Genomic DNA, 26,982 nt, shown 5'->3' with positions numbered 1-26,982 from the left:
TAAGCAGGATATAGGGGTGAATTCAGCCGATGCAGGGGAAGATTTTGGTGGTGGACGATGAACAGCCCATCGCGGACATTCTGAAGTTTAATTTGGAAAAAGAGGGGTACGAGGTCATCTGTGCATTTGATGGCATTCGTGCGGTTGAACTGGCGTTATCCGAGAAACCGGATCTGATGCTGCTGGATCTGATGCTCCCGGGCAAGGACGGTATGGATGTATGTCGTGAAGTGCGTGCTCATCTGGAGATGCCGATCATTATGCTTACCGCCAAGGATGGCGAGATTGACAAGGTGCTCGGGCTGGAACTGGGTGCGGATGATTACGTGACGAAGCCATTCAGTACGCGTGAGTTGCTTGCACGGGTGAAGGCACAGATGCGCAGACGGCAAAAGCTTGCGATTACGGCAGAAGCGCCGGAAGACGAGGAAAAGCAGGTCATGCGGTTATTCGATCTGGCGTTTGATATGGACATGTATACGGCTTACAAAGGCGGAGAACCCCTCGATCTGACCCACCGTGAGTACGAACTTCTCTATTATATGGCGAAGCACTCCGGCAAGGTTATGACACGGGAACATCTGCTGCAAGCGGTATGGGGATATGAATATTTTGGCGATGTACGTACCGTGGATGTCACGATCCGTCGCCTGCGTGAGAAGATTGAGGAGAATCCGAGCAAACCGGAAACGATTCTGACACGCCGCGGGCTCGGTTATCTCGTGCGCAGTGCCAAAAGCGTGGGGATATAATGGGACGATTCGCGCGATTCTCGTTCTTCCGAACGATTCAGGCGAAATTGATCATTATCTATGTACTGCTGATTCTGATTGCGATGCAATTGATCGGTGTTTATTTTGTGAGCGCGATGAAGAACTCGCTGACGAGTAATTTTACGGAAGACTTGCAGGCGCGTGCGGAGATGTTATCGGTTCTCGTGGGAGAGACGATGGCAGGCGGAGAAGCAGAGGCAGGCGAGGACAAAACGGAAAATCTGCGTGTGCTGGTGAACAACTTGTTCAACATTAACGGTGCAGAGATTCAGGTGCTGGATGCCAGCGGCAAGGTACTCACGACTTCGCTAAGTTCACATTCGGATTATGTGGGGCGCAAAAACACCCAGACCGTTGTTAGTCGTGCGCTGCAAGGTATTCGGGACAATGAGGAATATATCGTTGACGAGGATAATGTTCGCAAAAAGGTCGTCGCCAAGCCGGTGCTGTCTGGCGGCAAGATCATTGGCGCGGTCTACATCGCGGCATCCATGAACGAGCTGTATTCCACAATGGAGGGAATCAACAAAATTTTCATCTCTGGCATTCTGATTGCCTTGGTGTTAACGGCGGTACTTGGCGTGATCCTGTCCCATACGATCACGCAGCCGATTAAAGAAGTCACTCGGAGAGCAACAGCGGTCGCAGAAGGTAACTTTGATCAACAGACACCGGTATTCGGCACGGATGAGATTGGTCAGCTCAGTCGGGCTTTTAATTATATGACCAGCCGGCTTCGCGATGCACTCTCCCAGAATGAAGAGGAAAAGGAGAAACTGACCTCCATTCTGACCAATATGAGTGATGGTGTGGTGGCTACGGATGAGTACGGTAAAGTCATTCTCGTAAACCGGCGTGCCAGCAGCATTCTGGGTATGCATCCTGCGGATATTGAAGGAAGACACTTTGCCATATTACTCGGTATTGATCCGGAGGATGCGGAAGCTCTCGCGAGTGGTTTCACTGGTTCAACGTTGCTGCAGATTGCACCCGCGGGACAAGAAGAACCTGTGGTCATTCGGATGACGTTCACACCTGTTCATCGGCGTGAACGGGGAATTACGGGAACCATTGCCGTACTTCAGGACGTTACCGAGCAGGAAGAGCTTGAGGCATCCCGACGTGAATTCGTGGCGAATGTATCCCATGAACTGCGTACACCACTGACTACGATCAAGAGTTACGCGGAAGCGCTGGATGACGGTGCACTGGAAGACCCGCAGCTTGCAGGTCGTTTCGTTGGTGTTATTCAAAACGAGACGGAGCGAATGATACGACTGGTTACGGACCTGCTGCACCTGTCGCGGCTTGATTCCAAAGAGGCTTTGCTGCGGAAACAGCCAACCGACATTCTGGAAATGCTGGAGGAAGTGACGGATCGATTCTCGTTCCAGATGCATCAGAAGGATATTCAGCCAGTGTTATCTGTGGAGAATGATATTCCGGCTGTTCCACTGGATCGCGACCAGATTGATCAGGTGCTGGATAATGTCGTGTCCAATGCCCTGAAGTATACGTTGGAAGGCGGCACCATTACGATTGCGGCTAGACGCAGTAATGAACACGCACTTGCCATCTCGGTATCGGATACCGGAATGGGGATTCCACAGCGCGATCTGGATCGCATTTTTGAGCGGTTTTATCGGGTGGACAAGGCTCGTTCCCGCAGTATGGGAGGCACAGGGCTGGGACTGTCCATTGCCCGGGAAATTGTGAAGGCGCATGATGGCAGCATCTCTCTGGAGTCTGAAGTAGACGTGGGCACGACAGTAACGTTCACGCTGCCGATGCGTGAGGAAGGGGGTGAGCACCGTGAAGGAACGGATTAAATCCCTGGTGCTTGCTGCCCTTGTTGTAGCCAGTCTGGTCCAGAGTTATTTTCTGATCTACCGTTTGCCCGGAGGCGGAGATTCCATTGTGACGTCAGAGACGAACTATGTGAAGACGGAAAATATGGGTCAGGAACGCAATATTGAAGAATTGATCTTTCCTGATCAGATGATTATTCATCTGGGTGAAGATAAACATACGGTCTTCTACCCTGGCAATACGTTTTATCAGTTGATCTATTCAAGGTTACAGGGGCGGACGTTTGATGATTTTCAGCGCCGCAGTGTGCAATCGGTGAACTGGGATCAGATTCGCAAGGAGAACCCCGGGTTTGAGTTATCGTTCAAAGAAGGGATTCCCGTCGCATTGTTGCAGCGGGTGATGAGGCTTGGGACGGATTCCTTATTCCAAGGGGAGACGATTAACCGCATCTCGATCTATACCGCCAAAAATGAAACGAAGGCCCATGCGCTGTTCTTCAGCGCCAAGGGAGACGTGGTATACGAAGCAACTCAGGCGGACCTGACCGTACAAGATGTGCAGCAGCATGTTGACTTCGGAACAAACTGGACGCCATATACCTTGATGGATGGGGGATATTATATCCCGGCGGAAGCTCTGGAGACGATTGAGGCGGATGTGCCGACAGGGCAATTCACTGTTGAGCAGATGCAGCGCAGTCTGTTCTTCGATCCAAGCATGACCCGGAACATCCGGGAAAAAGATGGATCGGAGATCTATACGGACAGTAAACGCAGTTTGCAGGTCAAACAGGAACAGCGCTGGATCAGTTATACCGATCCGGCAGCACCGCCTGCCGGACAGATTGATCCTGCGAAGGATGCGTTGTCAGCGGTTGATTTTGTGAATCAGCATGGTGGCTGGAAAGGCAGGTCACGCATGATGCTGGGGACCGCGGACAGCAAGACACGGCTTGAATTCCAGCAGTACTACGGCAGCTATCCGATTATGGATTCCATGCAGTTCCGCTTCGGCACAATCAGCATGGAGATACAGCAGGAGACGGTATCCAGTTATGAACGATCACTGGAATACCTGAACGAAGGCGCAGAGACGAAGAAATCGGTCAAATTGCCTGGCGGGGAGAAGCTCCAGGCTCTGATTAAGAAGGTAGCTGGTGAGAATCGTCAGGTCGTGGATGTATATCCGGCCTATCGTCCTTCTACGATTGAGGATGGACTAAGGCTGATCCCGGTATGGGTAATCCGCTTTGGAAACGGGGAGGAAACCACCGTATCTTGATAGGTTATAGTCTTTGAACCAAAGAGTAGCTGTACTTTATCACTACGCGTGCAGAATAACCTTCCGATCGCTGTTACCCCCAGATTTCTTGAATTCCCTTTTAACAGGGGTGAAATCTGGTGGTAAAGGCGAACGCTCCGCTTCTTCAGGTTATTTCTGCCCTCTCCGTTATCGTATAGCTTTAAGTTCAAAGGCTATAAACGGCCAGTTCCGGTGTAAGGTGTAGGCAACTTGAGAAAGTATTGCAAGCAGTTAAGTGAGGGAGGTGGATGTTTTGGATTGGGGACGGGCAAAAAATGTGTTGATCTATGCCTTTCTGCTGCTCAATCTGGTGCTGGGATACCAGATCTGGATGGATGCGCGAGAGACGGCCGGAGCCAATCTGGACTTCACCTCACTGGCAGATAATACACAGCAGGCGATGGAAGAGAAGGGCATTCAAGTGCTGGCTCCGATTCCGAATGAGACGCCGAAGTTGCCAAAGTTGTCCTATGAATTCATTGAGGAGGACAAGGCTGGCGTAGATATGGAGCTGGAACAGCCTGTAGATAGCAAGTTGATCTTCTCGCAGAGTGAACTGGAAGATGCATTACAGCGTGAGATTCCACAGATCGGGACATACCGGCTGGATCAGCTTATGGCCGAGGATGGGGCTTTTGTACTTCACCCACTGGTGGATGGCAAATGGCCGCTCTTCAATGTGAGTCTGGAGCTATTCTACAGCGACCAGAAAATAACGGGTTACCGTCAAACTCCAGTGCGGATTACGACCGCAGAGGAGAGCGATCAGCAGGTACTTCCGGCGTCGAAGGCGCTGGGAACGCTGATCGAGAACTTTTTGCCAAATGATGCGATTGTCAAAGATATTCAGCTGGGTTATTATGGCCAGTTGTTCAATTCAGATATACAGGTAGCGATGCCGGCATGGCGGTTCGTGCTGGAAAGTGGCGAAGTGTTGTACGTGCAGGGCATCAGTGGGGATGTATTCAGTCCCAAGACAGACAAACCAGGGGAGTAATGCGTTATGGGGATATATTTTACCGTGTTATCCAGCGGTTCGACAGGTAATGCCACGGTCATACAGCATGGGGGCACCTCTCTCATGATTGATGCGGGTCTTAGTGCGAAGCGATTGGATGCACTGTTTCAGGAAAGGGAGATTTCTGGGGCAGAACTGGACGGGATTTTGGTTACACATGAACATTCCGATCACATTAAAGGACTAGGCGCGATGTCTCGGAAATATAATTTACCAATCTACGCGAATCTGAATACGTGGGCGGCACTGGAGAAGTCAGTTGGGGCGATTCCAGAGGAAAACCGGAGGGTATTTGAGACGGGTGAAAAGCATGATTTCGGGTCACTGCGCGTGGAATCCTTCGGGATCTCGCATGATGCAGCTGAGCCGGTAGGGTACACATTCGATGATGGCACGGAGAAGCTGTCTGTTGCAACGGATCTCGGGTACATGAGCGACAAGGTTCGCGATGCGATCGCCGATTCCGACGTGCTGGTGTTGGAGGCGAATCATGATGTCGAATTGCTGCGTATGGGGCGTTATCCGTGGAACACCAAGCGCCGGATTTTGAGCGACATTGGGCATTTGTCGAACGAAGCGGCAGGGGCAGCGCTTAGTGAACTGATGAACGGACGCATCAAGCGCACGTATCTGGCACATCTTAGCCGAGATCATAATATGATGGACTTGGCGAAAATGTCGGTGCGCGACGCGATGGAGAGCCGTGGATGTTTTTATCGGGATCATGAGTTCAAACTCTGTGATACGTATTACGACCGTCCTACGCCATGGGATAGGGTGGGTGAGCCATAAAGCTGTCGAGTTCGGCGGCTTTGCGCTCGACTTCCTCACGAGTCAGGATGCCTTTATCGATAAGCAGTTCGATGATGGTACTAAGTGCAAGCGTGTTGCGATAGTGTTCTTCCTTGAGATCGGCCAGCTTGGCCGCCATATGAACTTCTTCCATGGCCGTGAGTGTACGCGTGCGATCCATATATATCCTCCTCTATGAAGCTTTGAATTGTCTTTTACTATTATTGTAGTCAGGCTGGCTGGAAAACATTCCTCTTTTTGCCGCTAACATTTGTGCGATAGGGCGTGTATGCTGAACCAATGACCAGGTATGGGTAAAAAAGTTCTTCGAAATTGCCAAAACGGCGCTTAGCGGACCGGATTTTGTGGTGATAGATACTATGGACCTTTATTGTTAAGCGCGTTATAGCAGAAATTCTCGTTAATTTTCGTTAATATGCAACTTTTTGTGATTTGACGTGTTTAGTATATGAGGAGTATCGTGATTTTGGCTGTTTTGCGTGTGAAATGGCATGTCGTAGAATGCGAGAGCATGATTGATAGAGTCACTGACGGAATGGCGTGTCCGTTCTGTTGTACATAGACGCTGTATCTCCATTAAATTGGAAGCCGGGATGCGGCGATATGAAAGACCATTTTATAAAATGCAAAAAAGCATGGGAAAACGAGAGGTTATTTACGGTACACACCTAACGGAAGACACAGAACGAGGCTGGAGAAGCGTAGTGTTCGCCTGAAAGCTTTCTGAAAGAAAGCTACTTCGGAAGCATACGCTATGAACAAATTTTACCGAGAAAAAAGGAATCAAAAAAATTTGTTAGTAACAGCGATCGGAAGGTTCGTCTGTTGGCGGAGTGGTGTATGTGAGAACACCATCGTTAATCCATGCGACAACTTAGGCGGCAGTCAGGGTCTTGATGCGTGACAACGAAGGGGAGAGGATCACGATGGGATTGTTTGGAGACGATTTTTATTCAACCAAAGTATCAAGACGCGCCGAACCTGAACAGAAAGGCAAACTTCAGATTATCCGCCCTGGAGGTAGGGCACGTGGACGTGATCGCTGGAGCAATCCTCGCAGATCACGTACGGGAATCAGTTCTACAGTGAAGGTAGCTGTGATTAGCTCGGTGATCAGTTCCATCGTGACCGTCATGCTGTTTAGCTTCATCACACAGCCCGCTTCGTTACCGCTGGCTAATGCTACAGGTAATGGTGGTGGAGGCGGTGCACAGGCAGCGCAGACAGCGGATCCATATGATCGGATTATCCAGGCAGCAGCCCACGTTCGTCCTTCGGTGGTGAGCATTGTGAATCATAAAACGGGTAGCAGCCTGTCGATGGAAGACTCGGCACTGGGCTCAGGGGTCATTTTCAAGAAGGAAGATGGCAAGGCCTACATTATGACCAACCACCACGTCGTGGAGGGTGCGAGTGATCTGGAGATTGTGACTGTAGACGGGGAAACACATAAGGCGAAGCTGGTCGGTAAGGACCGTGTGAGCGACATTGCTGTATTGTCGGCTGAAGATAAAGGGCTGGGTGCAGTGGCGGAGATCGGTGATTCCAGCAAACTTCAGCGCGGTCAAACGGTGTTGGCAATCGGAAACCCACTCGGTCTGGGCGGTACACTGACATCCGGTATTGTCAGTTACACGGATCGTATTCTGCCTGTATCGATTAATCAGGACGGGGTGTACGACTGGGAGCAAAATGTGATCCAGACGGATGCGGCGATTAATGAAGGGAACAGCGGGGGTGCCTTGGTCGATCTGAACGGTAAAGTGGTCGGCATCAACACGATGAAGATCTCGGATACGGGCGTTGAAGGTCTCGGCTTCGCGATTCCGATGAACGAAGTGATGAAAACGGTAGATTCCCTGCTCCTGAACGGCAAAGTATCCCGTCCTTATCTGGGCGTGTACACGGTCGATCTGAGCAACCCATATGCACCACTGGATGATGAGCAGCGCAAGGATCTGAAGCTACCATCTCACGTGGACAGCGGTGTGGTTGTACTGGAGGCATCCGGTCCGGCATCTGATGCGGGCATGAAGCTGAATGATGTCATTACGGAATTTGACGGGCAAAAAATTACCTCCACACTTGATCTGCGGAAATATCTGTACGATCAGAAGAAGATTGGGGATACAATTGAAGTGACCTTCTACCGGGATGGCAAAGTGGAGAAAGTATCCGTGAAGCTGACGGATAAACCGGAGTAAGGGAAGTTTCGAACGGAGCTTATACTTTTGTTTGGATTGAAATAGGGAATGCTAGAAGAGTGATCAGATCAACTGACCACTCTTTTTTAGTTATTAGGGATTGGACGTGTTCGTTCGACAGTAAATGAGTAGATTAACCATTTTTATGTCTTCATGATCAGTTAGACCCGGAGCCAAAGTAGCAGATACATCGGACTTGGGCTGTGGTAAACTGTTGTCTATATGTTCGAACGGTCGTTGATGCAAATAACATCTCTTTGTCGATCTTATTCTTATTTCAAATTGGAAGGGGTATTTCTAATGAAACGATTGAGGAAAAAAATGATTGGGGGAACAAGCTTGGTGCTGTCCCTGTTTATGTTATCTGCCTGTGGATCTGAGGTTGCTACGACAGGATCTTCGGTGGATACAAGTGCTCTGCAAGAGAAGATTGCTGGGCTTGAGAAGAAACTGGTGGAGCAGAGTGCCAAGAGCGTTGAGCAAGAGCAAAAGATCGCTGCACTTGAGACCAAGTTGAATGAGCTGAGTACTAATGTGATTGCGGCAGGTGGGGCTGGTAGTCAAACGCCTGCAGCATCGGGAAACAATGGATCGGCCGGGAAAGGTGACGGCGTGCTGATTACGTTTGCCCAGTATGAGAAGCTTGAGGTTGGCATGTCGGTGGAAGATGTCATCGAGATCCTGGGTGGCGAAGGCGAAGCGCTGAGTGAAGCGGAGAATATGGTGGTGTACAACTATAAAGGCACAGCCGGTAATGGTGCCAATGCGGTTATTGCTTTTCAAGGCGGGAAGCTGTTGACGAAGGCGCAGTCGGGATTGAAGTGAAAATAGTAATGGATTTGAAGAGCATGACTTTTTTGGGATGAATTATAATACATGTTATGTGAATTTAAATGGGAGCCAATCAGAAAATTCTGGTTGGTTTTTTTGTTGTTTTTATAAAGTCTGTGAGTAGCGGGGAAGTTATTAGAAATAGATTTTTTTGAATAAATAACTTGACATACGCAGTTAGTTGTAACTATAATGATTACATTATATAAGTTGTAACTATAACAGTTACATATAATGATTTTAAGGGGGATTAAGTCGAAGCAATTGTACAACCAGACTATAGGATGGTTTAAGAAATCAACGGAATTGGCTGCTAGATGCATTGATATGGATGAATGGCAGCGACATAAAGAGAGGAAGATCAATTAAATGTTTACTAAAAAATCATCAATGGGCGTTATGCTCGTTCTATGTTTCATGTTAATTCTGAGTGCTTGTGCGGGTACAGCAAGTGAAACCGAAAATGCGGAAGACTCTTCATCCAATGCTGCTAGTGCTGGAAATACAAAGAGCGAGGAAACAAACACACCAGCGGTGGAGCTGAAAGTGACTACCTATAATCCTGGGGAAAACAGCATTTTTGGCGTTTCATCAAATCTGATTGAAGGTCCAACTGAAGTCGTGCTCGTTGATGCGCAGTTCCAAAAGAATGATGCCGAGCAATTGGTCAAAATGATTAAAGAAACGGGTAAAAAACTGACCACCGTATATATCAGCCACAAGGACCCGGACTATTATTTCGGTCTATCGGTAATCCGTGAGGCGTTCCCTGATGCAAAAATTGTTGCGACTCCAGCAACGGTGGAAGGAATCAAGGAAACAATTCAAGTGAAGAATGAATATTGGAATCCGATTCTGAAAGAAAATGCACCAACTGCACAGATTGTTCCGGACGTCCTTGACGGTGCTCAATTGACCGTAGATGGAGAAACCGTAGAGATTATCGGTCTAGAAGGTTCCGATCCGTCCCATACGTTCCTGTGGATTCCTTCCATTAAAACTGTTCTGGGTGGCGTTCCTGTCTATGAAAATTCGCACGTTTGGATCGCAGATAACCAAACGCCAGAGAGCCGTGACTACTGGCGCCAACTGCTGGACCAAATTATTGCATTGAATCCAGAGCGAGTGATTCCAGGTCATTACCTGGGTATCAGTGCCGGGGATATATCGAGTGTTACGTTCACCCGTGATTATATTGCTAAATTTGAAGCAGAGGCAGAAGCAGCCAAAGATTCAAAAGAACTGATTGCAGCCATGGAAAAAGCATATCCGGACTTTACGAATACAGGCGATCTGGAGACGAGCGCTCAGGTAATTAAAGGCGAAATTTCTTGGCCTTAAGTATAACGATGGACTTCTAGAAACGGTATAAGTAAAAGGCAAACATCCTTATCCTGTTAAGTGGGAGGGATGTTTTTGCTGTCATTAGGGGTGTAGGGGTTTCTTTTCGGCGGCAGGTGTGATAGAACTGAGAAGTGGCTATCCTGTAATAGGATACGCGGTTGTGAATCGGGAACATAGCTGGTTACAGAAAGGATGCTTAACGGATGTACGTTGTATGCAAAGAACACGTGGACATTGCCATCGACATGTTTGTCGATGAGTATGAGGACGCTCCAGATATCGTTGATCTGAAGGAGACGGAATTTGCCGATTGGGACCCGCCTGCGAAGTGCGCCGAGTGCGAACAGCACGCGGAATTCCTCGTCGTTTAGCGTACTGTAGGACTTAGACGGCTGGAGGCGTGCTTAATGTGGCGCTTCGGGCTGACTTTCCATCCGGTATGAACATCACAGCAAGAAGCCAAGGAGAGCGTGATAAGCGCTCTTTTTGTCTTTGTGGGGGATTTGGCATTGCAAGTGGTGGGGTTGGTGGGTAGCGTAGAATTGGGCGAGGGTTGTAGGGCTGACGGCGGAGTAACTCTAAAGAACCTGACAAACTACTATTCGTGGCAAATACCGTCTGGTTGAAATCTAACGAATCGTAGACACCCTATATTACTGAAATGGCCTCGAAAGTGGTGGGAAGTACCCGTTTTAACTGGGATAGCGTGTTTCAGATTCGTTAGATTTTAAAGGAGCCGAAATGAGGCTGAGTAAGGTGTGTGGGGTTCGTTACAATTTGGAGAATTTAGGAGGAATGATTTTTGTGTTTATTCAGATTATTGGCGTAGGCAAATTGAAGGAAAAATATCTGACGCTGGGCATTCAGGAATATGCCAAGCGGCTCGCCCCGTACATCAAGTTTCAGATGATCGAGGTCGCAGACGAAAAGGCACCCGATACCCTGAGCGAAGCTGAGGTTCGGGCGGTAAAAGAGCGCGAGGGCGAACGCATCCTCGCGCATGTGAAGAGCGAGGCGCATGTGGTCGCGCTCGCATTGGATGGCCAGCTCTGGAGTTCCGAGGAGCTGGCATTGGAGATCGACAAGCTCGGCACGTATGGGACGAGCCATGTCGTGTTTGTCATCGGAGGAAGCCACGGGCTCTCCGATGAGGTGTTGCGCCGCGCGAAGCAGCGCTTGAGCTTCGGGCGCATGACCCTGCCGCATCAGCTTATGCGGCTGGTGTTGGTGGAGCAGATTTATCGCGCGGTGAAGATAAATCGGGGGGAACCGTATCACAAATAAAGCACATTGGGAGGCGATAGCGAGAAATGCTGTCCGCTTCGTGCTTGCAGGGAATCCCCTCGGACTTGCAGAAGGGTAGACTTGAGATATCCATGCTAATTTAACTCTAATGCTTAAGCTTTCTGAATGCGCCTGTGGTATCATGAACATGCCTATCATCCTGTTACATCTGAGGGGGAGGAAGTTGCTTGTGAACATGGACAATTACTATAAATATGAGGATGTATCTGTATTAGATGATGCCAATTCAGCGTTAGATCGTGAAGCAGCTCGGTTGGCAAGTTTGATTTACACGCATACTTCGCAGGATGGGACTTATGCTTCACCGATCCATGGTCTGTATGTGAACCGATATTCGCAAGTAGAAGCGGCGGATGATGTTCACACTATGTTCTCGCCGGTAATCTGCATTGCAGCGCAAGGGAAAAAGCGAATTACCGTAGGTAAGGATGCTTATGAGTATGGTGCTTCGCGAATGTATATTGCCCCCGTTGCCTTGCCTGTTGCGATGAAAATCATGCAGGCCAGCCCCCAAATACCGTTCTTGGGGATAGGTCTATACCTCGATCCGCAAAGGATTGCTTCGTTGCTGCCGATGGTATTTCCTAATGGGTTACCGGAGGTTCGCAATCGCAGTGCGTGCTATGTCATCGAAGCAGACTTGGCCATGATGAACGCCGCTGCAAGATTGATGGCTTGCCTGTCCTCTCCCGATGATGCTCAAATGCTGGCTCCATTGGTGAAAGACGAGATTTATATCCGCATCCTCCGTAGCCCAATCGGTGTTTATGTTGCCGAGACTGTTCTGGCAGAATCGGGCATGCAGCAGGTTGCAAAAGCGATTGATTGGCTCCAAAATAACTTTTCTCAGCCGTTGAAAGTGGCGGATTTGGCGGAGCTGGTCCATATGAGCGAATCGTCGTTTCGCGAGTATTTCAGATCGGCTACTGCGATGAGCCCTCTGCAATATCAAAAGGTGCTGCGCCTGCAAGAGGCGAGGCGTCTAATGTTATCCAGCTCCATGGACGCAACTACGGCGAGCCGGCGTGTAGGCTATTTGAGCGATTCCCAATTTAGCCGCGATTACAGCCGATTTTTTGGGTGTCCTCCAACTAGAGATATCACAAGGTGGCGTCAGGACCAGCAAAAGTTGAAGTGAAACGCACATGTAAACGGCTTTTCAAATTTCCGCGGGCATAGAGCCTAGCGGATTTTTCCTTTTTGAGCGGCGGAATCTGTTGAATCAGGCAAAAACTCCGACGGAAAAGGCAAAGACCGCAGTAGTCCATCCCCTATACTAAGAGTAAACATTCTATCGATAGGAAAGGGGATTTCTGAAAATGCGTGTATTGGTTACAGGGGCGACAGGCTTCATCGGAGGGGCGGTTGTTCGCGAACTGCTGGATGCCGGTCATCAAGTGGTTGGTCTTGCCCGTTCTGAAAAAGCCAGCAAACGGCTTACGGCACTGGGTGCCCAGGTTCAAGTCGGTTCAATTGAGGATCTAGCAGGCTTGCGCAAAGTGGCTGCTGCAGTAGACGGGGTCATTCATTTGGCCTTCTTCCACAAGTTCTCGCATGCGAGCCTTCCAACTCGGCTTAGGGTTTTATTCGGCGGGAATCCTCGTCATGTAGTGATGCGATTTATGATGGCTGCAATTGAGACTGACAGGCGAGCCATCGAGACACTTGGCACCTCCTTACCCGCCGGTGGCCGGGCGCTTGTCGTCGCGATGCCTACGATGACGCTTACTCCCGGCCGTCTCGGAACGGAGGACAGCGCTGGGGATCCTCAATCGCAAGGTGGTTTACGCATCATTTCAGAACATACCACCCTAGACTTGGCGAATCGGGGGATACGTTCCTCGATTGTACGCCTCCCACCGATCGTACACGGTGAAGGCGATAAGACGGGTTTGTTCCCAAATCTGGTGAACATCGCTCGGAAGAAGGGCTTCTCCGCCTATACAGGCTCCGGTAACAACCGTTGGCCATCCGTGCATCTACTGGATGCGGCGCGCCTTTTTAGACTCGCCTTAGAACAAGCTCCGGCAGGGTCCCGGTTTCATGCAGTGAGCGAAGAGGGCATTCCATTTCAAGAGATCGCCACGGCTTTGGGCCTCCAATTGAACTTGCCGGTCCAAGGTATTGGGGTTGAAGAAGCAGGTAAACATTTCGGATGGCTTGCACCCTTCACGAAAACGGATAATCCGGCGTCCAGTGCGTTGACGCAGGAGCGTTTAGGATGGAAACCAGGATATCCTACCCTTTTAGATGATATTCGGAAGGGGTATTATTTCTAACTGTAAAGCTGGGAGGAAGCGAATATCCGTTTGCACCAAAAGTACGGCAGGAAACTTGACCACGAAAAGCGTTGAATTTGTGCGTCCCTTTCTAGCCGATGCCTTAATCGAGAAGATCGGTATTGACTCTATAGCCACTAAAGAGTTTAAAGGGACAACAGCTTCACGGTGCATCAACGGAGGAGGATAATTCAAATGGGAAATAAGATGATTCGGGCACTCGTTCTCATTCTTGCATTTTCGATTGCCGGATACGCAATTGTTCAGTATGGCGTGCTTAAAGCTAGTGATGCAGGACTTGTCTCTTTCAAATTGCAAAAGCCGGATTTTGAACTCAAACCATGGATTTATGTACTATACATCCATATTGTTACTGCGATATTTGCCTTGATCATAGGACCCTTTCAACTATTTATGAAGCCAACGAATGATAGGAAACGTTGGCATCGCCTATTGGGGTATGGATATGTTCTTTCGATTACAGTTAGTGGAATCGTGAGTGTGTATTTATCCCTTTTTGCCACGGGAGGTTGGATTGCCGGGCTTGGGTTCATGTCGCTCGATGTATTGTGGGTTGCGACGACGCTTATTGCAACAAGAAAAATTATGGCGAAAGACATCCAAGCTCATAAAGCATGGATGCTTCGCAGTTATGCGCTTACTTTTGCAGCGGTCACGCTTCGAATCTGGTTAGCGCCGCTGAATCTTCTGCTTGGCGATTTCGAGGCGGCGTTCCGGGTTGTCGCTTGGGTTTGTTGGATTCCTAATCTGCTCGTCATAGAAGCCGTGATTTCCAGAATGAGGTTGCGGCAGCGGCAATGATTTACAACTGCCAGCTACAGAAGGAACGTTAAATACGCTCCTTCTGTACAATGAGAATTAATCGAATCAGTTCATGAGGTATTCGCTGAGGAATCTGAATCAATAGAAGAGAAATAAGATCGATGTCGCAATGAAGTGCTTAGGTCTATTTTTGGACAAGATTTGTATGAGGGAGAGTGGGTAGAATGCCAATGGACAATCAAATGAAGGTTTTGGTTGATCGAACAGAGAGTATTCTCTATTATGCCGAATCTGACCTATCGAAAGATCAGGGGGCAGGCTGGATCGGCGGAAATGCACCTCAATTTTTTGATGACCAAGATGACCTCATCCATGAAGGTAACCAAAAACATCTTTTTTACTTGAGCCTCGTCCATCCGTTTAAACCGGACAGCATGATTTCGATCTTCATCCCTGAGGACTATGAGGAGTATTTGAAAAACAATATGTATCCTAATTGCTCGATCAAGGTAATGGAGCACCCCATTTCAACTGAAAGCATCAAAGAGATGTTTACTAACCCAGGCCTTAAAAAACACACCATCTCAGACGGGACACTAATTAATGACCAGAAATCAATGGATCAGTCTTTTTTGATCAAAGTAGGGGGAAACCCGAGACTTATTCAAAATGAAGACTATTATTTTACGAATTTGATGGAGGATTCATTTTCTTTTTTATTTCAAGTAGATGAAGATGGTTATCCCGAAACGTTGGTTCAACACGACTACAATTATCTTTTTGGTTTTGGATCACTATATGTCTTTGCCGTGATAAAAGCCACCGAGATACAACACCCTGTAGCAGGCTTTTGGCAATTCTCTTGATTTCGCTCTATAAATATTACGGTTGAACTGTACCATAAGTAAGCACAAACTCATCGTTAAGTAGTCCTATGCAAAGCAAAGAAACCACTCCACGTAAGGAGTGGCTTTGTTTTTATATTTTGATTCAATCACCTAAAATCATGATTGGACCCTCAAGAATAAACTAAATTTCATAATCTATCGTACCCTTCTCGCTTAACTCAAACGGACCTGGTGTGACATCTGCATCGGGTCTCTTTGTTCCGAAAAAGTCGGAGTCAAAGCGATATGGACTGCTGTCTGGCTCCTCGAACTTCATATCGGCGTGATACGTCTTTCCAAGCAGGTGAGTGGTAATTAATAGGGCGGAGGCTCCCCGAAGCAATTCAGGCTCATGGATCTGAATGTGCACTTTACCTTGCGCAGGATCAATCTCAACATTAATTCCCTTCTGTGCAACTATCTTCGCATCCGGTTCGTGACGACTTGGAACCGCATCGTTAAGAAATACATTGCCACCCATAGCTACCGGAAGAACGGCATTGCCTATAAAGAAATCCTTTGCGGCATCGCCAAGCTCCATAAGCTCCTCTTTGGTGTATTCCCACCATTTCTTATCTTTCACATCAGGATGTTGATCATAGCCGCCAAGTCCCACAGCATACAGATAACAAATGGAGTTGTCCGGAACCCCGTCCATGACCGTCTTCCCGTCCGCTCCAACTTCATCCCTTGGTTTAAGGGGAAGATGCTCAAAGAAGGTAATCGGAACAGGTTCTTTATTGGCATCGTTATCACCCAAGAAGATATTGTTGTAATACCTGTCATCGCCTCCAGTGATATTGGAGTATCCCGCCATGGCGGTCTCGTGAGGGAAGTGATATGGCGTAATACGAGTAATTTCGGAACGAACGACAAATCGGCCTGCAAACAAATTATGAGCAAAAGCCCCGCCCTGGGCCATATTTCTGAAATTCATCGGAGAGAGGAATAGATTGTGATCGACCATATACGGACCATGGCACACTTCAACGAAGAGGTCCTCAGAAAGATTGTCAAAAAATACATTACGGCTGATGCGAGTGCCCTGTGCCTGCCAGTCCAGCCAAAGCGCACGGTAACAGTTATACATTATATTCTCGCTAATTTGAGTATCTAGTGAAGCATGCAGTTTAATTCCCGCGACTTCGGCACCATGTCTGAGTCGTTTGTGGTGAATATTATAGATACGGTTCTGGTAAATGCGGCTGAAGGCTGCTCCCATATGACCCACAATACCTGCCTGTTCACAATCATGAATCACATTACCTCGAACGATGTGACTACCGACGCGATCTTTATGCCAGCCGGAGCGTAATGCTTGTAAAATAACCTCCTGCTCCCGTTGAGTCCCGCCTTTACTACGCTTCTCCAAAGACTTGCTGTGACCTGTACCGATTTCGGTACCCAGGCTAATCCCAACGCATTTGGATTCACTGATGATATTGTTTTCAATAATCCAGCCCTTGCTCCAGTGAGGTCCGATCAAACCTTCCTGATAGTCGGTAGGTGGTGCCCATTGAGGAGAAGCTTGACGAAGGGTGAACCCACTCACGGTGATATAGTTCAGTCCCGGTTTGTCAGGCCAGAAGCAATAAGGACGTACACTAATTTCTACATTTTCCTTACGAGGATCTTTTCCGCCAAAATGGGCCCAGATTTTGGTTGACGTAGAACCAACCTCGGCATACCATTTTAACAACGAATCCTTGGGATATTTGGCTTCGGGCCAAACCTCAAGATTGTGAACGCTTTCAACGCTATTGCACTCATATAATGATTTGCCATCCAGATAGACATCGCCGAGATGAACCGGGAAAGGCCCGTCAAACAACCAGTCTCCACTGAGCTCCACCTCAAAGGGATTGCGTACGGAAAAGATGGAATTGAGCACTTCTGTGCTCCAAACATGGTCTCCTTCAGATTGCCAGTTGGTAATCCGCTCAGCTCCTGTAATCACGACTTCCCCGTCTCCTGCGGATCGATATACGATTCGATGCTCCGCTGTTCCTCCATTCGCCGGGTTAACCCATTCCCTGTATACTCCTGCATGAACAATAACGGTATCACCAGCCATGGCATGAGCCGCAGCGCGTGATATGGTACGAAGGGGTTGATCTGCTGTTCCTTTTCCTTGATCATTCCCATGGTTGGATACATGATATTCCATAACAACTCTCCTTCTATTTCAAAATGTTTGTTGTATCTCGTTATTATACTAGAAAATAAATGTATTGGGAGAGATAGGAAGTCAGGTGTCGGGCTAAAGGGATACTGATATAAGGTAAGCCACATCATTACCCTATGAGGTTGTTTTTTTTTGCTTTTCGAAACTTTAGCTATTGTTAAAAGCTATAACCAGCCATGTTTTTTTCATATAACAGGCATTCCTTTTGACCATGCTATACTCATTAGAATAAAAAGTTAGAAGGAGAAATACTTATGATACCATTTCGTAATGATCATGTAGGCAGCTTTTTACGCCCTGCGAACTTAAGTCAGGCACGTGAACAATATAAATCAGGCAACATCACATATGAAGAATTAAGAGCTGTGGAAGATCAAGAGATTATTCGAATCATTGAAAAGCAGAAGGAAAATGGCGTATTGGCCGTTACGGATGGCGAATTCCGTAGAAGCTGGTGGCATTTTGATTTTCTGGGCGGCTTGGATGGCGTAGAGCTGTATGAGCAAATAGACGGACCAAAATTCCATAACATGCAGACTCGCAAGGGCGGGATTCGAGTTGTGGGTAAAGTTGATTTCTCTACGCATCCCTTTGTTAAGGATTTTGAGTTTTTGAAAAAGCATGCAGGTGACGCAGTGGCGAAACAGACCATTCCAAGTCCCAACATGCTTCTATATCGGTTGGAAAATGGCGCTAATATCTATACGGACCGGGAGCAATTCCTCCAGGATACGATTGCGGCGTATCAAAAAGCCATTCAAGCTTTCTATGATGCGGGATGCCGATACCTGCAATTAGATGATACCGCTTGGGCAGATCTATTCTCCGAAGCTGGTCACGATAAGCTGCGTGCCAAAGGTCTGGAGCCGGCGGAAGAGTTGAAAACGATGCAGCGAATGATTAACGAGACTTTGGCTCATAAACCGGCAGATTTAGTTGTGACGATGCATATTTGTCGTGGTAACTATAAATCGAATTATTTCTCAACGGGTGGTTACGAGTACGCTTCTGAAGTTATCTTTGGCGGCTTAAACGTAGATGGATTATTCTTGGAGTTTGATGATGAGCGCTCCGGTGGTTTCGAGCCATTACAATATGTGAATCGAAAAGATTTGAAAATCGTGCTTGGTTTACTTACATCGAAAACAGGCGAGTTGGAGGATCAAGAACAGATTAAAGCTCGGATTGCAGAGGCGGCAACTTATGTTCCTCTTGAGCAACTTTGTTTGAGCCCACAATGTGGTTTTTCATCTACAGAAGAAGGCAACATTCTAACGGAAGAACAACAATGGCGTAAACTTCGATATGTGAAGGAAATTGCAGAAGAAGTTTGGAATGAATCCATCTATATAACGGAGGGGACGCAAAATGACGACGCAAGCAGACCAAGAGACAGTTATCGTTAAAGCGTTCATTAATGGTCAACATGTAAAATCCCTATCGCAGTTAGCAAAAGAAAATCCGGCCAACCCAACCGAGGTTGTAGGGTATTTCCCTGTCACTACGAGAGAACAAGCGGTCACCGCAATTGAAGCGGCAGCAGTAGCTTTTAAAACATGGAAGCAGACCTCCATTGATGAACGCATTATCATGATGCGCAAGGCGATCGAGAAGATTAGAGCAGCTGAGAATGAAATCGTACATTTGCTTTCCAGAGAGCATGGCAAGCCCCTCTATGATGCACACGGTGAGATATATGTTTCGTTAATGTGGATGGAGTTTGCTTGTAATGAAGTTACATCGGCTCTACAGGAAGAGATCCAAACGCACGAGAATGGTAAAACGATTCTTTCCTACGATCCCATTGGTGTGGTAGCAGCGATTAGTCCATGGAACTATCCCATTGCGTTGTCTACGATTAAGATTGCTCCTGCCTTACTTGCGGGCAACACGATTGTGCTGAAACCCAGCCCATATGCACCACTGGCGGCAGCGAAGGTGGCCGAGATTATCGCGAGTGAGTTCCCGGCTGGTGTAATCAATGTCGTTCATGGTGATGCGGATGTGGGCGTTGAACTGACCACGAATCCTCATGTGACGAAGATCGCCTTTACAGGTGGAACCGCAACAGCTAAACATATTATCAAAGCAGCTTCGGAAACGATTAAGGATATGACACTTGAGCTTGGCGGCAATGATGCGGCGATTTTCCTGGAAAGCTTTGATGTACATGATGAGCGAGCCATGCGCCGGATTGTCATTTCTAATTTTTTGACAACAGGGCAGATCTGTATGATCGCCAAACGTGTATATGTACACCGTTCCATTTATGATGAGTTTGTGGAAAAATATATCGAAGCGGCAAATCGCTGGATTCGAATTGGTGATCCCTTTGATTCAAATACGACGGTAGGCCCGGTGAATAACCTGAAGCAGAAAAACTACGTGCTTGGTTTGGTGGAGGATGCGCAAAAGCGCGGGGCTAAGGTCATCCCTCTTGGGCAAATTCTGGATCAGAAGCTGTTTGACCAAGGTTACTTCTTACAACCTACGCTTGTTACAGGTTGCGACGTTCATGATCCAATTGTCGTGGAGGAACAGTTTGGTCCGACGGTTCCGATTCTACCATTTGACGATGAAGAGCAGGTTATTCATCTACACAATGAGAGCATATATGGATTGACGAGTTCAGTGTGGGGCAAAGAAGAGGATGCCATCTCCGTCGCACGTCAACTCGAAGCTGGAACGACCATGATCAATACCGCTGCTGTGCAGGGGCTCGACGTTCGGTTCCCATTCGGCGGCTTCAAGCAATCGGGTATTGGCCGTGAATACGGCGCAGAAGGGATCCGCACGTATACCGAAAAACATGTCATCAATGTTCCGAAGACACTGGATCTTCCTTATATACCAGAATAAATTTTATATCACATGACATCGTATCTACAGGGAATGTACATGTGAAATGGAATAACAGACTTTAACTCAGCTCTGGTAGCAATCAAAATAAGAAATAAAGAAGCCACTCCATTTTTGGAGTGGCTTTGTACTTAGCTATTATACGGTGAACGACAACTATCTTCTGCCTAGTGTCTCCCAAATTCCATGGAGCCAGGCGTCGAATTCAGCATCTTTGTCGCCCTCGTAAGTATCATAGAGATCCAGACGTGTCTTTTGCAGTTTTTCCTTAAATTCCTCAAAGGTGTGACCTTCAGGAAGGCTTTTTTTGATTCGCAGCAAAATTTTGTTAGTCCCTTTAAACAGCTCACCTTTGTTTTTGGCAGGCATTGGTACATCTTCATCCAACTGTTTCAGCTTAAGATATGCGGCTTCGCGCACCTGGAACACTTGATCATTTTTCAAAACATGCTGCAGCAACTTAATGGTAGGTTCTGTATTCCAGTTCCCCAATTCGTTCACTGCATTCAGTCTGTCTCTCCAGCTTGACGTGCGATTAGCTGCTCGTTTGAGCTCTTCAAAGTTCTCCGGTAGTTCGTTAACTGCTCCAATATCATGGTTGTTCGTCAAAGTTCAATCTCCTTAATCATCGCCATCTCGGCAGAATGATGAATGTTAATCAGGTAAACACCATTATAACACGAACCTGGCTAAACTACTTCATTAAGCCCATTGTTTAACCATAATCCGAAAGGCAACCAGGTTTTTAAATAAAACCTTCAAGTACAATTTTACCAATCGTCCGATTGCTCTCCAACAATTTGTGAGCTTGACGTAGATTCTCTGCTGAGATGGGTCCAAGGACTTCGGCCAGTGTTGTCTTTAATTTTTGGTTGTCCACAGCATCAGCAATTCGATTAAGCAATAGATGCTGCTCAATCATATCATCTGTTTCGTAAACAGCGCGAGTAAACATAAACTCCCACACGAAAGTGACGCTTTTTTGCTTAAGCAATGTGAGGTCCAGCGGAGAGGTCGGATCATCAATTGCGCATACAACTCCTTGCGGAGAAATAGCTTCACTAATGCCAGACCAGTGTTTCTCCAAAGCATTCAGGCAAAAAATATACGGAACACTTGTAAATCCAAGTGCTTGAAGTTGTGGAAGGAGTGGTTCATGGTGATTAATGGTATAGTCTGCGCCCATTGATTTAACCCAGCTAACCGTCTCCGAACGGGAAGCGGTCCCGATTACAGTAAGCCCCGCTTGTTTTGAAAGCTGAGTGGCAATGGAACCTACACCCCCGGCTGCACCAATAATCAGCAGAGCCTTTCCTTTGTTGAGGTCCGGATCTTGGGAAATAGACATTCGGGTAAATAACGCTTCCCAGGCTGTAATGGAAGTTAAGGGAAGAGCGGCGGCTTCCACAAAACTTAAGGAAACAGGTTTGCGTCCAACGATTCGTTCATCGACCAGATGGTACTCACTGTTTCCACCTTGTCGTGCAATACTGCCAGCATAAAAAACTTCATCACCCGGACGAAACAATGAACAGTCCGGTCCCGTCTCTTCAACGACTCCTGCTACATCCCAACCTAGAATTTTAGGGTTTTCCTCAACTCTTTCCTTAGGCGCTCGTACTTTTGTATCAACAGGATTGACTGATATGGCGGCAACTTTGACCAAAATGTCACGACCCGTTGCTTTTGGTTTTTCTACAACGACGTCCACCAGGCTTTGGGGATTGTCAATTGGAAGGTAATGAGTTAATCCTACTGCCTTCATTGTAGTCACGATGAACCACATCCTTTTCTTATTAGTATGCCCTTTAATTAGTACTATATTGAAAAGATCACTGTTAGCCTTTAAGTCTAAGCATAAATGAATGTTAGTTTAATATGGAGGTGCCAAATCAACGAATTGATTTGAAAGTAGCGTCGGAGATCCTATAAAGGAAGGAACGATTACTCATAGAGCAATGGTACGAAGCAAGAGATCTAAGGTGTATTCAAGAAGTCGTCGAAAAGGAGAGGCTTAATTGTTTGATTCCGGGATATCCATTTCTTTTATGATTTCTGCTATACGATTTTTTCCCCATTCATACATCATTTCAACGATAGGAAGCAAAGTCATTCCCAATTCAGTCATGGAATATTCCACTTTGGGTGGAACTTCTGGATAAACCTCGCGATGAACTATGCCATCTTCCATCAGTTCTCTTAATTGATTCGTTAATATCTTATGAGATATTTTTGGGAAAAGCCGTTGGAGATCACTGAATCGATAGGGTCCTTCCACACCTAAATGCCATAAAATAACAATTTTCCATTTACCACTAAGAATGGATAAGGTGAGTTCTTTTTCGCAATTATAATCACCATTTATGATCTTTTCTTTCACTTCATCTCTAAAAGTATCTGGCATAAGCTCGTACCCCCTTATTCCTATCAATTGTAACCTGTAGGTAACCTTCTTACACAAAAGTGCATTCTTCACAGTGAAGAAAACAAGCATTAGAATGAAATAGTCGTCTTACCGGCAAATCTTTTTCACTAATTAGGAGGAACTACAAATGAGTAAAAAAGCACTCTTTATTATACCACCAGAACGTTTCAATGAGGACGAATTATTTAAACCAAAAGCCGAATTGGAAAGCAACGGAATTGATGTGACCATTGCAAGTACAAAAACAGGGGAAATCATAGGGGATTATGAAGGTAAAGCAACTGCTGAGGTCATTTTCTCGGACGTTATTGCTTCTGATTATGATGTTGTATCAGTGATTGGTGGATCTGGTACGAACGATCATCTATGGGGGAATCAAGAATTACAAGATTACTTGAAACAAGCACATACCGATAAAGTTCTTGTAACAGGAATTTGTGCAGGTGCGGTGACTGTAGCTAAAACTGGTTTACTTACCGGAAGAGAGGCTACTTGCTATCCAGTGGATGTACAAAAAGACCAATTAAAAGCGAATGAAGTAACCTATGTTGAAAAACATGTTGTTGCTTATGAAGATATTATCACTGGTGATGGTCCTGATGGCGCTAAAGAATTTGGAGAAGCTTTAGTAAAAGCATTAAGCTAATTCTACATTTCCTCCTTGAATTTTTATATAATCGAAAGCCTACGGGACTCACTCCGTAGGCTTTTGGCGATTCAAAATCAACCTGAGCATGATCTAGCTAATCTATCACCTCGTGAAGGAAATCCCCTAGACCGATTGGTTAGCCTTCTTTTTAATGAAGTCTACGATAAACACCCAACCAATCAGTCCACATAAGACAAAACCAAACGCATGCAGAGATCCATAGATGGGAATAAAATCGAGTATGGTTAAGGAGTATATATTTTTCAGTAACGGATAGAAGATGGAAATGACAACCACCGTGTAAAAGGCTAGGCAAGAAAGGCCTAAGAAGAAGGCTGCCTTAATATCCAAAGTGTTTTTCCTCAAGTAAGCAAGGAGATAAGCGGTATAAACCACAATATTACAGGCGAACAAAGTGACACCGACGTATTCAATTGGCTTGGAGAAAATCATACCAATAGCAATCAATATGGGTCCGATGATATCAATGGCAACAACCCAGGGATACCAGCTTTTCTTCGTCATGATGCGTCCCAGTGCACCAATAAAAATCGGAACGATTGCAGATGAAAAATGAAAGTGAACCGAGCTTAATGCGTGCGTTGCAGGATTAGCCTGGAAGAGGGTTACTTGATATTGATATAAGGTAAGCCAAATGCCCCCGATAAAAAAATAGACGAGCCCCGCGCCAATCGCTATTTCCGCTGCCTTTCCTTTCGCAATCAAAATCGTGGTCAAGCCATAGAGGCCAAGCAGCAGTGTGAACAGTAGCCACCCAAGGGACAGAATTCCTGGGATTGCCGTACCTTCTAACCCCCACATCCTACTACTCATCACCGAAGCTAGAGTAAGAAGCGCAGCGGGAAATTGAAGCCACTTCATAGCGGCATACATTATTCGTTGATATGTATTTTTTGCGTCATGGTCCAAAATTAAAATCACAAGAGGCACAATGACAAAAGCCGCAAAAAGCAGAAATTTTTCAACAAGTTCGAATTGAAAGTAATCCAGATAAAATATCAGAAGGGTTATGATTCCACCGGGAAATGCGGGTGATTTCATGAGTTGCTTGAGAGAACTATTCATGGGGTGTCCTTTCTAACTACGTTTATCGTATTAACTATCTGCATCAAGTTGTATAGCGTTCTATAGTATAGATCGGCAATTCTTCTCTAGTAGTCTAACATATTTATTTATCAATATATGAAAATAAGCTTACCTTACTACGAGAAGGATCGATATGGGAGAATACAGATCGAAGACGCACGTGTGATTAACAAAATGGGGAACTTAATTATCCGGTAATGTGTATACGAATTGGGGAGTGACTCCAAAACGTCAGACATTAAAAAGAGCCGCAACTCATGCGGCTCTTCATTGTATGGTGTTCCTTTCCCTTTTAACGCCCGCCCGTATTCGAAGCCCAGACGGGGATCCAACTGTTGGGATAATTGCTATTGGTCAGGGTTGTGTTATAGAGAACTAAATTCCCATCACTTTGCATGACCAGTGTGTCCCCTGTTGTGTTAGTTGGCAAGCTGCTCCCGTGATGGCCTGGAATCCATGAGAGGGTATTTGGAGTCCAAATGGATTGCAGTGTTGATGTATCAATCACCCAAACCCGGTCATATCCCCAACCATAGTAATATTCAAATTTACCTGAAGCAGGGTTGAACCCATAGCGATAACCATATTGGTATACATCTTGATATGATCCACCATAGGAGTACATGACCGGCCTTCCAAACGATTCAAATTTAAACGAAAGAGCCCCAGCGTTACTAGTTCCGCTACTCCAAAGAGAGGAACCGTTCTGATAGATAACAAAGTTCCCATCGTTTTGCCAAATGGCTGAGAATCTGCCATCTTGGGAAGTGAGATAGTCACCTTTTGCCATGCTTTGGCCGATCGTGAGTTTATCTCCGAGATAGCCGGCAGAAGCGGTCGCTGGTACGGCAAATGCAAGAATCAACAAACAAGCCATAAAAATTCGAATAGATTTAGGGAAAAATTGTTTGATCATTGGACACGCTCCTATATTTTTTATAATGGTTAAAGCTAGATGCATATGGAAAATCGATATACAATGCTCTCCGGGACCACCTCCTTAAAGATTGCTATTTCAACTGCCCATACATTTGACCGCAAAAACGAATATAACTTTTTATCCCATTATAGCAACAAAAAAGATAAAATACATAATTTTCTATTTAAATCTATCCATTCGATAGTGGAAGGCTAAAAGAATACTCTTAACTAGTCTCACTCTCGACTTACAGTTAGTAGTTCAGCACTCGCACGATTTATTTTTATTTGTGGATATAGGAATTTGGCCGAATATGTCGAATGATTGATTAGATTGAATTTGAAGTATTTCAGAAGGGTTTGAGAAGATTTAACCATCCAGAGGAAAGCTAAGAGGAGGATCATATGTATTTTGTCAAAAAGATAGGGAGCTTGGTTCTGGTATTATCTCTCATCACGGGACTGTTGTACTTAAAACCCTCGGATAAGGTGTATGCTGCAGCTCCAACGTCAACGATCACGATGGAACATACACTGCTAGCAATTGGCAGCACATCAAAGGTAACCTTTACGTTCTCGGAAGCGGTACAAGGTTTGGACCATGGAGATTTAACGGCTCCAAACGCTACACTGACTGCACTTTCATCTTCAGATGGAGGCATTACGTGGACGGCAACTCTCACACCTGACCTCGGCATTACAGATGCAACCAACGTCATTACTCTCGACAACGCGGGAGTGATGAATCTAGACGGTATTGTAGGGGCAGGCACAACCAGCTCAAGTAATTATGTCATTGATACCGTAAGACCCACGGCAACGATTGTTGTAGCTGATGCATCACTTACCGCCGGGGAGACTTCACTGGTCACCATCACGTTTACTGAAGCAGTGACAGGTTTTAGTGTAGGCGACTTGAGTGTTGCGAATGGGACGGTGAATGACCTTAGTTCCTCCGATGGAGGTATTACATGGACTGCGATATTGACGCCAGCTTTGGGTATCACGGATGAAACGAATATCATTACGCTGGATAATACAGGTATTAGTGATGTTGCAGGCAATACCGGCACGGGGAAAACTTCATCGAATAATTATGAGGTCTATACCACCCGGCCAACGGCGACGATTGTTGTAGCCGATACAACACTGACCATTGGCAAGACATCGCAGATAACGATCACATTCTCTGAGGCCGTGACAGGTTTTACCCTCGCAGACCTTGCGGTGACGAATGGAACCATTAACAATCTGGCTACAGATGACAATATTACGTATACAGCAGAACTAACCCCGGCGGTCAGTACGACTGCTGCAACCAACAAGATTACACTCGACAATACGGGTGTGATAAATCAAGGGGGCAATGCAGGCACGGGTACGACGGATTCGAATAATTATGAGGTCTATACCACCCGGCCAACGGCGACGATTGTTGTAGCCGATACAACACTGACCATTGGCAAGACATCGCAGATAACGATCACA

General features: G+C 46.5%; 25 protein-coding genes and 1 pseudogene. 19 read left to right on the top strand and 7 right to left on the bottom strand.

The features are described 5' to 3' along the window. Positions 1 to 29: 29 nt before the first annotated feature. The 5 genes from yycF (at position 30) to ACE3K2_RS24200 (ending at position 5,697) form a co-directional block, all read left to right on the top strand. Positions 30 to 752: a response regulator YycF gene (yycF, locus tag ACE3K2_RS24220; protein ID WP_074092884.1), complete on the top strand. Its 723-nt coding sequence runs from the start codon at positions 30 to 32 to the stop codon at positions 750 to 752. Continuing rightward, on the top strand, positions 752 to 2,602 hold the full coding sequence (walK, locus tag ACE3K2_RS24215; protein WP_421895998.1) for a cell wall metabolism sensor histidine kinase WalK: 1,851 nt from the start codon (positions 752 to 754) through the stop codon (positions 2,600 to 2,602). Before yycF ends, walK begins: the two co-directional genes overlap by 1 nt. Continuing rightward, complete coding sequence (locus ACE3K2_RS24210) at positions 2,586 to 3,866, top strand: YycH family regulatory protein (protein WP_421895995.1); 1,281 nt, start codon at positions 2,586 to 2,588, stop codon at positions 3,864 to 3,866. The genes walK and ACE3K2_RS24210 overlap by 17 nt, the downstream gene beginning before the upstream one ends. A gap of 274 nt (positions 3,867 to 4,140) precedes the next feature. Next, positions 4,141 to 4,884 (top strand): two-component system regulatory protein YycI, encoded by a 744-nt coding sequence (gene yycI / locus ACE3K2_RS24205; RefSeq protein WP_017691456.1) that lies wholly within the window; start codon positions 4,141 to 4,143, stop codon positions 4,882 to 4,884. A 6-nt stretch (positions 4,885 to 4,890) separates the two neighbouring features. Further along, entirely contained in the window at positions 4,891 to 5,697 is an 807-nt protein-coding gene (locus tag ACE3K2_RS24200) for an MBL fold metallo-hydrolase (RefSeq protein WP_091035273.1), read from the top strand. Here the strand turns inward: ACE3K2_RS24200 and ACE3K2_RS24195 are convergent. Continuing rightward, positions 5,666 to 5,878: a hypothetical protein gene (locus tag ACE3K2_RS24195; protein WP_221820215.1), complete on the bottom strand. Its 213-nt coding sequence runs from the start codon at positions 5,876 to 5,878 to the stop codon at positions 5,666 to 5,668. The two genes, ACE3K2_RS24200 and ACE3K2_RS24195, sit on opposite strands and share 32 nt — an antisense overlap. 766 nt (positions 5,879 to 6,644) lie before the next feature. Here ACE3K2_RS24195 and ACE3K2_RS24190 point away from each other — a divergent pair. The 9 genes from ACE3K2_RS24190 to ACE3K2_RS24150 all read left to right on the top strand — a co-directional run bounded on the left by ACE3K2_RS24190 (position 6,645) and on the right by ACE3K2_RS24150 (position 15,330). Beyond that, the gene (locus tag ACE3K2_RS24190) at positions 6,645 to 7,922 is read left to right on the top strand and encodes a S1C family serine protease (RefSeq protein WP_421895990.1); all 1,278 of its coding nucleotides are present in this window, start codon (positions 6,645 to 6,647) and stop codon (positions 7,920 to 7,922) included. 300 nt (positions 7,923 to 8,222) lie between these two features. Further along, on the top strand, positions 8,223 to 8,747 hold the full coding sequence (locus ACE3K2_RS24185; protein ID WP_421895987.1) for a hypothetical protein: 525 nt from the start codon (positions 8,223 to 8,225) through the stop codon (positions 8,745 to 8,747). A gap of 375 nt (positions 8,748 to 9,122) precedes the next feature. Next, positions 9,123 to 10,094, top strand: a complete 972-nt coding sequence (locus ACE3K2_RS24180; RefSeq protein ID WP_421895984.1) for an MBL fold metallo-hydrolase — start codon at positions 9,123 to 9,125, stop codon at positions 10,092 to 10,094. Positions 10,095 to 10,300: 206 nt separating this feature from the next. Further along, positions 10,301 to 10,468, top strand: a complete 168-nt coding sequence (locus ACE3K2_RS24175) for a CxxH/CxxC protein (protein ID WP_017691462.1) — start codon at positions 10,301 to 10,303, stop codon at positions 10,466 to 10,468. Between the two features lie 433 nt (positions 10,469 to 10,901). Continuing rightward, positions 10,902 to 11,381, top strand: a complete 480-nt coding sequence (gene rlmH / locus ACE3K2_RS24170; RefSeq protein ID WP_017691463.1) for a 23S rRNA (pseudouridine(1915)-N(3))-methyltransferase RlmH — start codon at positions 10,902 to 10,904, stop codon at positions 11,379 to 11,381. Positions 11,382 to 11,523: 142 nt separating this feature from the next. Then, a complete protein-coding gene (locus tag ACE3K2_RS24165) occupies positions 11,524 to 12,540 on the top strand; it encodes an AraC family transcriptional regulator N-terminal domain-containing protein (protein ID WP_421895979.1) in 1,017 nt (338 codons plus the stop codon). A gap of 181 nt (positions 12,541 to 12,721) precedes the next feature. Beyond that, positions 12,722 to 13,681: an SDR family oxidoreductase gene (locus tag ACE3K2_RS24160; protein WP_421895977.1), complete on the top strand. Its 960-nt coding sequence runs from the start codon at positions 12,722 to 12,724 to the stop codon at positions 13,679 to 13,681. A 195-nt stretch (positions 13,682 to 13,876) separates the two neighbouring features. Next, entirely contained in the window at positions 13,877 to 14,503 is a 627-nt protein-coding gene (locus tag ACE3K2_RS24155; RefSeq protein ID WP_421895974.1) for a DUF2306 domain-containing protein, read from the top strand. A 185-nt stretch (positions 14,504 to 14,688) separates the two neighbouring features. Next, positions 14,689 to 15,330, top strand: a complete 642-nt coding sequence (locus tag ACE3K2_RS24150) for a hypothetical protein (protein WP_421895971.1) — start codon at positions 14,689 to 14,691, stop codon at positions 15,328 to 15,330. Between the two features lie 163 nt (positions 15,331 to 15,493). Here ACE3K2_RS24150 and ACE3K2_RS24145 read toward each other — a convergent pair whose 3' ends face one another. Further along, positions 15,494 to 17,518, bottom strand: a complete 2,025-nt coding sequence (locus ACE3K2_RS24145) for a right-handed parallel beta-helix repeat-containing protein (RefSeq protein WP_421895968.1) — start codon at positions 17,516 to 17,518, stop codon at positions 15,494 to 15,496. 272 nt (positions 17,519 to 17,790) lie between these two features. Between ACE3K2_RS24145 and ACE3K2_RS24140 the strand changes: the two genes are divergently transcribed. Continuing rightward, the gene (locus tag ACE3K2_RS24140) at positions 17,791 to 18,942 is read left to right on the top strand and encodes a 5-methyltetrahydropteroyltriglutamate--homocysteine S-methyltransferase (RefSeq protein WP_421895965.1); all 1,152 of its coding nucleotides are present in this window, start codon (positions 17,791 to 17,793) and stop codon (positions 18,940 to 18,942) included. After that, entirely contained in the window at positions 18,905 to 20,395 is a 1,491-nt protein-coding gene (locus ACE3K2_RS24135) for an aldehyde dehydrogenase family protein (RefSeq protein ID WP_421895962.1), read from the top strand. Before ACE3K2_RS24140 ends, ACE3K2_RS24135 begins: the two co-directional genes overlap by 38 nt. Positions 20,396 to 20,551: 156 nt before the next feature. Here ACE3K2_RS24135 and ACE3K2_RS24130 read toward each other — a convergent pair whose 3' ends face one another. Then, entirely contained in the window at positions 20,552 to 21,004 is a 453-nt protein-coding gene (locus ACE3K2_RS24130) for a HEAT repeat domain-containing protein (protein ID WP_421895959.1), read from the bottom strand. 136 nt (positions 21,005 to 21,140) lie between these two features. Further along, positions 21,141 to 22,160, bottom strand: coding sequence for a zinc-binding alcohol dehydrogenase family protein (locus ACE3K2_RS24125; protein WP_421896099.1), 1,020 nt, complete (start codon positions 22,158 to 22,160; stop codon positions 21,141 to 21,143). Between the two features lie 122 nt (positions 22,161 to 22,282). Here ACE3K2_RS24125 and ACE3K2_RS24120 point away from each other — a divergent pair. Beyond that, a pseudogene (locus ACE3K2_RS24120) lies at positions 22,283 to 22,383 on the top strand (LytTR family transcriptional regulator); the annotation flags it as partial. Positions 22,384 to 22,409: 26 nt separating this feature from the next. Here ACE3K2_RS24120 and ACE3K2_RS24115 read toward each other — a convergent pair. After that, a complete protein-coding gene (locus tag ACE3K2_RS24115; protein WP_301246285.1) occupies positions 22,410 to 22,799 on the bottom strand; it encodes a winged helix-turn-helix transcriptional regulator in 390 nt (129 codons plus the stop codon). A 148-nt stretch (positions 22,800 to 22,947) separates the two neighbouring features. Here ACE3K2_RS24115 and ACE3K2_RS24110 point away from each other — a divergent pair, with 148 nt between their 5' ends. Continuing rightward, positions 22,948 to 23,466, top strand: a complete 519-nt coding sequence (locus ACE3K2_RS24110) for a DJ-1/PfpI family protein (protein WP_421895956.1) — start codon at positions 22,948 to 22,950, stop codon at positions 23,464 to 23,466. 126 nt (positions 23,467 to 23,592) lie between these two features. Here ACE3K2_RS24110 and ACE3K2_RS24105 read toward each other — a convergent pair whose 3' ends face one another. Together ACE3K2_RS24105 and ACE3K2_RS24100 are read right to left on the bottom strand one after the other, a co-directional pair. Then, positions 23,593 to 24,555 (bottom strand): YndJ family transporter, encoded by a 963-nt coding sequence (locus ACE3K2_RS24105; RefSeq protein WP_421895953.1) that lies wholly within the window; start codon positions 24,553 to 24,555, stop codon positions 23,593 to 23,595. A 313-nt stretch (positions 24,556 to 24,868) separates the two neighbouring features. Then, the gene (locus ACE3K2_RS24100) at positions 24,869 to 25,492 is read right to left on the bottom strand and encodes a hypothetical protein (RefSeq protein ID WP_421895950.1); all 624 of its coding nucleotides are present in this window, start codon (positions 25,490 to 25,492) and stop codon (positions 24,869 to 24,871) included. Between the two features lie 407 nt (positions 25,493 to 25,899). Between ACE3K2_RS24100 and ACE3K2_RS24095 the strand changes: the two genes are divergently transcribed. Beyond that, a partial coding sequence (locus ACE3K2_RS24095) for an Ig-like domain-containing protein (protein WP_421895947.1) occupies positions 25,900 to 26,982 on the top strand: 1,083 nt, incomplete at its 3' end.

It is taken from the genome of Paenibacillus sp., assembly GCF_048976745.1.
Classification (GTDB): domain Bacteria; phylum Bacillota; class Bacilli; order Paenibacillales; family Paenibacillaceae; genus Paenibacillus.
The sequence above is the reverse complement of the archived record's forward strand: the minus strand, read 5'-3'. Positions and strand labels throughout refer to the sequence as shown.

What these genes read in the sequence shown, in the direction of transcription:
- ACE3K2_RS24100 (WP_421895950.1), bottom strand. Translation starts at nt 25,492, where the DNA reads ATGATCAAACAATTTTTCCCTAAATCTATTCGAATTTTTATGGCTTGT.
- ACE3K2_RS24140 (WP_421895965.1), top strand. Translation starts at nt 17,791, where the DNA reads ATGATACCATTTCGTAATGATCATGTAGGCAGCTTTTTACGCCCTGCG.
- ACE3K2_RS24200 (WP_091035273.1), top strand. Translation starts at nt 4,891, where the DNA reads ATGGGGATATATTTTACCGTGTTATCCAGCGGTTCGACAGGTAATGCC.
- ACE3K2_RS24165 (WP_421895979.1), top strand. Translation starts at nt 11,524, where the DNA reads ATGAACATGCCTATCATCCTGTTACATCTGAGGGGGAGGAAGTTGCTT.
- ACE3K2_RS24110 (WP_421895956.1), top strand. Translation starts at nt 22,948, where the DNA reads ATGAGTAAAAAAGCACTCTTTATTATACCACCAGAACGTTTCAATGAG.
- ACE3K2_RS24150 (WP_421895971.1), top strand. Translation starts at nt 14,689, where the DNA reads ATGCCAATGGACAATCAAATGAAGGTTTTGGTTGATCGAACAGAGAGT.
- ACE3K2_RS24160 (WP_421895977.1), top strand. Translation starts at nt 12,722, where the DNA reads ATGCGTGTATTGGTTACAGGGGCGACAGGCTTCATCGGAGGGGCGGTT.
- ACE3K2_RS24115 (WP_301246285.1), bottom strand. Translation starts at nt 22,799, where the DNA reads ATGCCAGATACTTTTAGAGATGAAGTGAAAGAAAAGATCATAAATGGT.
- walK (WP_421895998.1), top strand. Translation starts at nt 752, where the DNA reads ATGGGACGATTCGCGCGATTCTCGTTCTTCCGAACGATTCAGGCGAAA.
- ACE3K2_RS24145 (WP_421895968.1), bottom strand. Translation starts at nt 17,518, where the DNA reads ATGGAATATCATGTATCCAACCATGGGAATGATCAAGGAAAAGGAACA.
- ACE3K2_RS24180 (WP_421895984.1), top strand. Translation starts at nt 9,123, where the DNA reads ATGTTTACTAAAAAATCATCAATGGGCGTTATGCTCGTTCTATGTTTC.
- ACE3K2_RS24195 (WP_221820215.1), bottom strand. Translation starts at nt 5,878, where the DNA reads ATGGATCGCACGCGTACACTCACGGCCATGGAAGAAGTTCATATGGCG.
- ACE3K2_RS24105 (WP_421895953.1), bottom strand. Translation starts at nt 24,555, where the DNA reads ATGAATAGTTCTCTCAAGCAACTCATGAAATCACCCGCATTTCCCGGT.
- ACE3K2_RS24185 (WP_421895987.1), top strand. Translation starts at nt 8,223, where the DNA reads ATGAAACGATTGAGGAAAAAAATGATTGGGGGAACAAGCTTGGTGCTG.
- ACE3K2_RS24190 (WP_421895990.1), top strand. Translation starts at nt 6,645, where the DNA reads ATGGGATTGTTTGGAGACGATTTTTATTCAACCAAAGTATCAAGACGC.
- ACE3K2_RS24155 (WP_421895974.1), top strand. Translation starts at nt 13,877, where the DNA reads ATGGGAAATAAGATGATTCGGGCACTCGTTCTCATTCTTGCATTTTCG.
- ACE3K2_RS24175 (WP_017691462.1), top strand. Translation starts at nt 10,301, where the DNA reads ATGTACGTTGTATGCAAAGAACACGTGGACATTGCCATCGACATGTTT.
- yycF (WP_074092884.1), top strand. Translation starts at nt 30, where the DNA reads ATGCAGGGGAAGATTTTGGTGGTGGACGATGAACAGCCCATCGCGGAC.
- ACE3K2_RS24125 (WP_421896099.1), bottom strand. Translation starts at nt 22,160, where the DNA reads ATGAAGGCAGTAGGATTAACTCATTACCTTCCAATTGACAATCCCCAA.
- ACE3K2_RS24135 (WP_421895962.1), top strand. Translation starts at nt 18,905, where the DNA reads ATGACGACGCAAGCAGACCAAGAGACAGTTATCGTTAAAGCGTTCATT.